Source organism: Mesorhizobium sp. M7A.F.Ca.US.007.01.2.1 (genome assembly GCF_003998165.1).
Classification (GTDB): domain Bacteria; phylum Pseudomonadota; class Alphaproteobacteria; order Rhizobiales; family Rhizobiaceae; genus Mesorhizobium; species Mesorhizobium ciceri.
This window is the reverse complement of record NZ_RZQP01000323.1, coordinates 1-5,502: the sequence shown is the minus strand read 5'-3', so window position 1 is coordinate 5,502 and position 5,502 is coordinate 1. Positions and strand designations below refer to the sequence as shown.

At 60.0% G+C, this 5,502-nt stretch carries 4 protein-coding genes and 1 pseudogene; 1 reads left to right on the top strand and 4 read right to left on the bottom strand.

All coding sequences use genetic code 11. From position 1 onward, the window contains the following. Positions 1 to 91: 91 nt before the first annotated feature. Positions 92 to 763: a transposase gene (locus EN949_RS32510; RefSeq protein ID WP_224621619.1), complete on the bottom strand. Its 672-nt coding sequence runs from the start codon at positions 761 to 763 to the stop codon at positions 92 to 94. A 113-nt stretch (positions 764 to 876) separates the two neighbouring features. On the opposite strand from EN949_RS32510, the pseudogene EN949_RS32505 reads away from it, so the two are divergent. Next, positions 877 to 999, top strand: a pseudogene (locus EN949_RS32505) (LuxR C-terminal-related transcriptional regulator); the annotation flags it as partial. Between the two features lie 125 nt (positions 1,000 to 1,124). On the opposite strand, the gene EN949_RS32500 reads toward EN949_RS32505, so the two are convergent. From EN949_RS32500 to EN949_RS32490, 3 genes are all read right to left on the bottom strand, one after another. Beyond that, positions 1,125 to 1,469 (bottom strand): hypothetical protein, encoded by a 345-nt coding sequence (locus EN949_RS32500; RefSeq protein WP_013531260.1) that lies wholly within the window; start codon positions 1,467 to 1,469, stop codon positions 1,125 to 1,127. After that, on the bottom strand, positions 1,466 to 4,252 hold the full coding sequence (locus tag EN949_RS32495; protein WP_164754907.1) for an RHS repeat protein: 2,787 nt from the start codon (positions 4,250 to 4,252) through the stop codon (positions 1,466 to 1,468). The genes EN949_RS32500 and EN949_RS32495 overlap by 4 nt, the downstream gene beginning before the upstream one ends. 99 nt (positions 4,253 to 4,351) lie before the next feature. Beyond that, positions 4,352 to 5,502: hybrid sensor histidine kinase/response regulator (locus tag EN949_RS32490; RefSeq protein ID WP_164782611.1), on the bottom strand; the 1,151-nt coding region annotated here is incomplete at its 5' end.

Below are 5,502 nucleotides of genomic sequence, written 5' to 3'. Positions count from 1 at the left end.
GGGTGGGGTCTGCGCCGCACCCCACCCCGGCGCTCCGCGCCGACCCTCCCCATCAAGGGGAGGGTAACCCATCAGGCGCCGCGCTCAAGAATTACGGTGACGGTACACCATTTTCCTTTGGCCGCCTGCCTCGCTTCCGCAGTTTCACGGCCTTTCCGGTTTGGCCGAAAATCCGGTCCAGAAATGCCTCGCTGCCCATCGGCCGGCCGATGCTCTCGGCCTTGCGCAAGGCGTCGAACGCCGCGACATCCGTCTCGAGCAAATCGAACAGTCCGGTCGACGACGGCAACCTGTCCTGCATCGGCCCCAGGTCCGTGACGCCGTCGGGCTCGCCCGTCAGATGTGCCCGAGCACTTGACCAGGGCCAATCCGCCGCCTGGCTCGCCAGTCCGGCGCGCACGGGGTTCAGCCCGACATAGCGCACCGCCGACAGAAGGTGGTCCTCGTCCATCGCAACGGCGCCGAAGCGGCCTTGCCAGAAATGCCCGGTTTTCCTTTGTCGTGCGTGGATGATCCCGGCATAGGCACGGTGCACCTTGGCGAGCGCACGCCGCAGGCCATCCGGGTCAGCTGGCGTCAGGATCAGGTGCACATGGTTCGGCATGAGGCACCACGCCCAGATGCCGACACCGGCGGCACGGCAATGCTCGACCAGCAGGTTTTTGTAGAGCGCGTAGTCTTGCAGCGTGAAAAACACCTTGGCGCGCCCGTTGCCACGCTGCGTCACGTGGTTGCAGCAGGCCGGGAACGACGATGCGGGCAAGGCGGGCCATGTGCTTAATCTACCTACGGTGATGCCGGCGAATAGGGTAAAAAGTGCACTGTCACCGTAATTCGAGCAAACGGGGCAAAAGGTGCACTGTCACCGTAATTCCCACGGTGAAGGCGCACGTCTCGGAGATTCTGCGCAAGCTCAATGTCTACAGCCGCACGCAAGCGGTGATCGACGTTTCGAAGCTGGACAATGCGGAGCTGTTTCGCGATCAGGCGGGGTTTTGAGCTTTTACCCGTCACCTCGTTGCTTCACATGGTGTGGCAGCCCGGGAACGATAATGCGGGCAAGGCGAGCCATGTGATCAATTTACACACAATGACGGCCGGGCGAAGATGGTAAAAGGACACTGTCACTGCAATCCGAGAAGTTGCTCGACACTCTCTCTTGTGATCGGACCATATAGCGGCGGTGTCGATAGGGTTGTAATAACCATCTTTATCCAATTGGCATCTGATCCATAAAATGCTATATCGTCTCGAAGTTCTATTGCGTCTGCCCATGCTTCTAGATCAGTTTTGCTCAAATTTCCATCTAGAAATCTCTTCATAACGCTCTCAACATCTGTTCGATTTAAAATAACAGGATCTCCATCATAATCCCAAGAAAAAGTATTTAAGGCATTTATACATGAATCTATTGGTTTCTCCAATCCTATCAAAGATTTTACCGCCTTTATCCTATCTTCGTTGATCATTTGCTGACCTCGTGATCGTTGACGCTAACCGCTGACCCTTTGTCAGATCCGCTACCGCCGCTTCCGGACTTAGGACTGTCAGCCTTCGATAGCTTATCTTTGTTGGAAACTAGCCCCCCAAGCGGGTCGAACACTTTCTTGCTGTAACTTAGGGTTTTTCCGTTCATGTCGACCACCTTCTCATACGTGGCATAGGAACCGGGAACCTTCCCAGGTGAAACGGTTGTAAAAGTTGCAGTGCCTTTTTGGACAGATATGGAAACATTCTCAGTTGAATTGCTCGGCACTTTACCCATGTAGTTTTTAAAGCTTGACAACTGAGAGGAGCTTAATTTTTCTGTTACTGTATCCAAGGCCTTTTTCATAGCTTCCGACCTGGATAGCGCCACTGCCCCAACTGCGCCAGCCGGAGCAATCAGCCCTGTCTCTGCGGCGACCATTTCGGTGGCAAACATTGCCGCTTCAGGAAAGGCAGCACTTACAGCTGCCGCTGCTTCCGGCGCTGCGACAACAGCTCCAACACCTAACGCGGCAATGCCTCCAATTGCCGCGCCTTTCGCGGCATCTTGCTCGACGTCGGCGAGGGCTTGTACTTGGGGTCCGACTTCCCGGTTGATGTAGCTTCTAGCGATACCCTGTAAATCGGCATGCCCATTGGCGTCACTCTTGTTTACCGGATCATTCTGAGCATAAGCATATCGGTTGGTGCCAACACCTTCCTTGGTCGGATCCCAATCATCCGGCGAAATGAACCTCCCCAGCACCGGATCCATGTATCGTGCATTGAGATACAGCAGGCCGGTCTCGGGATCGAAGCGTTCGCCGATGTAGTTCTTCTGCGTCTGGAAGCCGGTGTTGAGGCTTTCGCCATAGGTGGCGTAGCTGTTGCTTTCGACGGTGTTGCCCGACATGTCGGTGACCATGCGCACCGAGGCGAGGTGTTCGCGGTGCAGGAAGTATTTGGTCGTGCCGACGACCTTGATGTCGGGATGCGGATAGCGGGTGTAGATTTCTCCACCCGGTATCGCCGGATTGATCTCGACATTGGCGTCGGGATAAAGCGTCGTGGCGAAGCTCGATGATTTTTTCGCTCGCGCCCCGTCCGGTCCATAGGCGAGATTGACGGTGCTGGAGGCGCGCGTGACCGTTTTCAGCCGGTTGGCCTCGTCCCAGACCAGCGTGCGGCTGCCGTCGGAGGTCAGATTGCCATTGGCGTCATAGGCCATCGCATTGGCGCCGACCGTGATAGGCGCATGCGGACGAGCAGCGTTCGCCGAGGGATAGACATAAGTGCCGGCCACACGCAGGCGCGAAATCATGTTGTCGTTGGCGGCATAGACGAAGGTTTCGTCCAGCGTGTTGTCGCCGAGATTGTCGGCAGAGATCAGCCGGTCGGCATTGTCATAGACATAGTGCCAGCTGTTCGGACCCGTGGCCGAGGTTCCAGCGATGTCGGTAATTCGGCCGAGGCTGTCACGGGTGAACTGGCGATCCATTACTGTCCCGGCGCCGAGCGTGGTGGTTATCCGCGTCAGCCAGCGCCGCGTCGGCGAGTAGGTGAAGGACGTTTTTACGCCATTGGCGTAGGTGATCTCCTTGGTCTGGCCATCAGCCTCGTAGATCGTCGAGGTGATGAAGCCGGGCGCCGAATAGAGCTTTTTGCCGGCGGTGTATTGCAAGTGCGCTATCGGCGTGCCGAAGTCGAGCTGCACTGGAAAGTACTGGTTGCGAAGCGTTTGGCCGGAGCCGTCGTGAACGTTGAACGTAGTATGGGTGATCCCCGCGATCGTGGCATCCTGACGGGCGATTTTGCCGAGACCGTCATAATTGTAGAGCTGGACGGCGGCGGCGTTTTCCGAGCGGGTCACTTGGCCGATGTTGTAATAGCCTGACGCCGCCTGGTCATAGGTGTTTTGGGTCAGCGTCACCGGGCTGCCGCCAGGCGCGGTTGCCGTCTTCAGGGTCAGCCGGTCCATCTGGTCGTAGGCGAGCGTGGTGACCGTGCCCCTGGCGTCGGTCTGGCTGACCAGCCGGTTGGCGGTGTCATAGACATAGGTCCAGGTGCCCAGATCGGCGTCCGACGCCGACAGCCGATTGCCGAGCATGTCGTAAGTGTAGGTCCAGGTCGAACCGCCAGGATCGGTGACGCCGATCAGCCGACCGAGCAGATCGTAGCTGCGGCTCTCCGGCAGATTGAGGCCACCGACGTCGCGAATGATGCCGGCAATGTCACCGCGTGTCGTCGATGGAGTTCTGGTCAAATGCCCGAGCTCATCGGTCAGCGTCACCCCGTAAAGTCGGGGGGTGGGTGTGCCGGTTGCGGTCGCGATGTCGTGCAGATAGCTGCGCTGGCTGGCATCCGGATTGATCGTCTTTGTCAACCGGTCGGCCCAGTCGTAGCTGTTGGTGGTCCACTGTGCCGTCTCACCGACGAACCTCGGGAAGGCGGTACGCAGCACATTGCCGCGAAGATCGTAGTCGGTCTCGGCAATGCGTCTTGCACTGGCCGCCGTCTCTCCGGGGGTTTCCACGCGATAGACCCGGCCAAGCCCGTCATAGAAGGAGCGGGTAAAATCCTCGCCGGCGCCCCCACTCGCGCCATTGGGCAGCGGGGTGTACTTGACCAGCGCCTGTGTCGCCGGATTGCCCTCGTTCTCGAAGCGCGTCTTGGCATAGGCGCCGGTGACGCTCTGAGAGACCTGATAGGGCCGGCAGAAGGCGTCATAAGTAAAGGTTTTGACGAGACCATTCGGGTCTGTCTTCGTTGCCGGCAGGCCGCACACGGCATTGTAGGTGGCGGTCGAAACAAAGCGCGCGTCGGCGACCTGTCCGCGGGAGGACGCGCTCCTTTCAAGACGATCGGAATAGCGCGTGAGAAGTGATCAGGCCAGCAAATGCGCCAGCAGCGCCCTTAGTTGGGCCGGCTTCAGCGGCTTGCGCATCAGTTCGATGCCGCCGGAGCGGGCGGCCTTGGCGACGGCTTCCGAACTGTCGGCGGTGACGATCAGCGCCGGCACGGCGCGGCCGAGATAGTCGCGGACTTCGGCGATGGTCGTGGTGCCGAGATCGCCGCCGTCGAGATGCTGGTCGGCAATGACGATGTCGGGCACCCAGTCGGTGTCGCCAAGCATGTCGAGCGCATCGTCGGTCGAGGTCGCGGCCCGCACCAGGCATTGCCAGCGTTCGAGCAGGAAGGTCATGGCTTGCAGCACTTCGATATCGTTCTCGACCAGCAGCACCTTGGTGCCGAACAGGCCATAGCCGCGCGGCCGTTCCATGTCGGCAACGCTGGCGATGGCATCGGCTGGCGCACCGATGCCGACGGGTACATCGATGTGGAAGATCGTGCCGCGTCCGACCTTCGACGAGAATGTCACGGGATGACCGAGCGCGCTGGCCATGCGGCGCACGATGGCGAGCCCGAGCCCGAGACCGCCACCGTCCAGTTCGGCATTGGCCGGCGAGGTGCCGCGGTGGAACTCCTCGAACACCGCCTCGCGCTGGTCGTCGGGAATGCCGCAGCCCGTGTCGGCGACGTCGATGCGGATGGTGTCGCCGCGATGCCTGGTGCCGACAAGCACGCCGCCCGAGCGTGTATAGCCCAGCGCGTTGGAGAGAATGTTCTGCAGGATACGGCGCAGCAGCGTGCGGTCGGAGCGGACCACGGCATGGACCGGCCGGAATTTCAGCGACAGGCCTTTCATCTCCGCCACCGGCAGGAAATCCGAGCGGAGCGACGAGAACAGCGCCTCCAGGCTGACGTCGCTTATGTCGGGCTGCACCACGCCGGCATCGAGCTTGGAGATGTCGAGCAGGGTTCGCAGCAGGTCCTCCATCGTCTCCAGCGAGCGCTCGACCTGCCGCACCAGTTTCTTGCCCTCGTCGCTGGTCTGAACTTCGGCGAGCGCCGAAACCGAAAGGTGGGCGGCATTCAGCGGCTGCAGCACGTCGTGACTGGCAGCGGCGAGGAAACGGGTTTTTGACAGGTTCGCCAGTTCGGCGTTTTCCTTGGCGGCACTGAGGTCAATGTTCG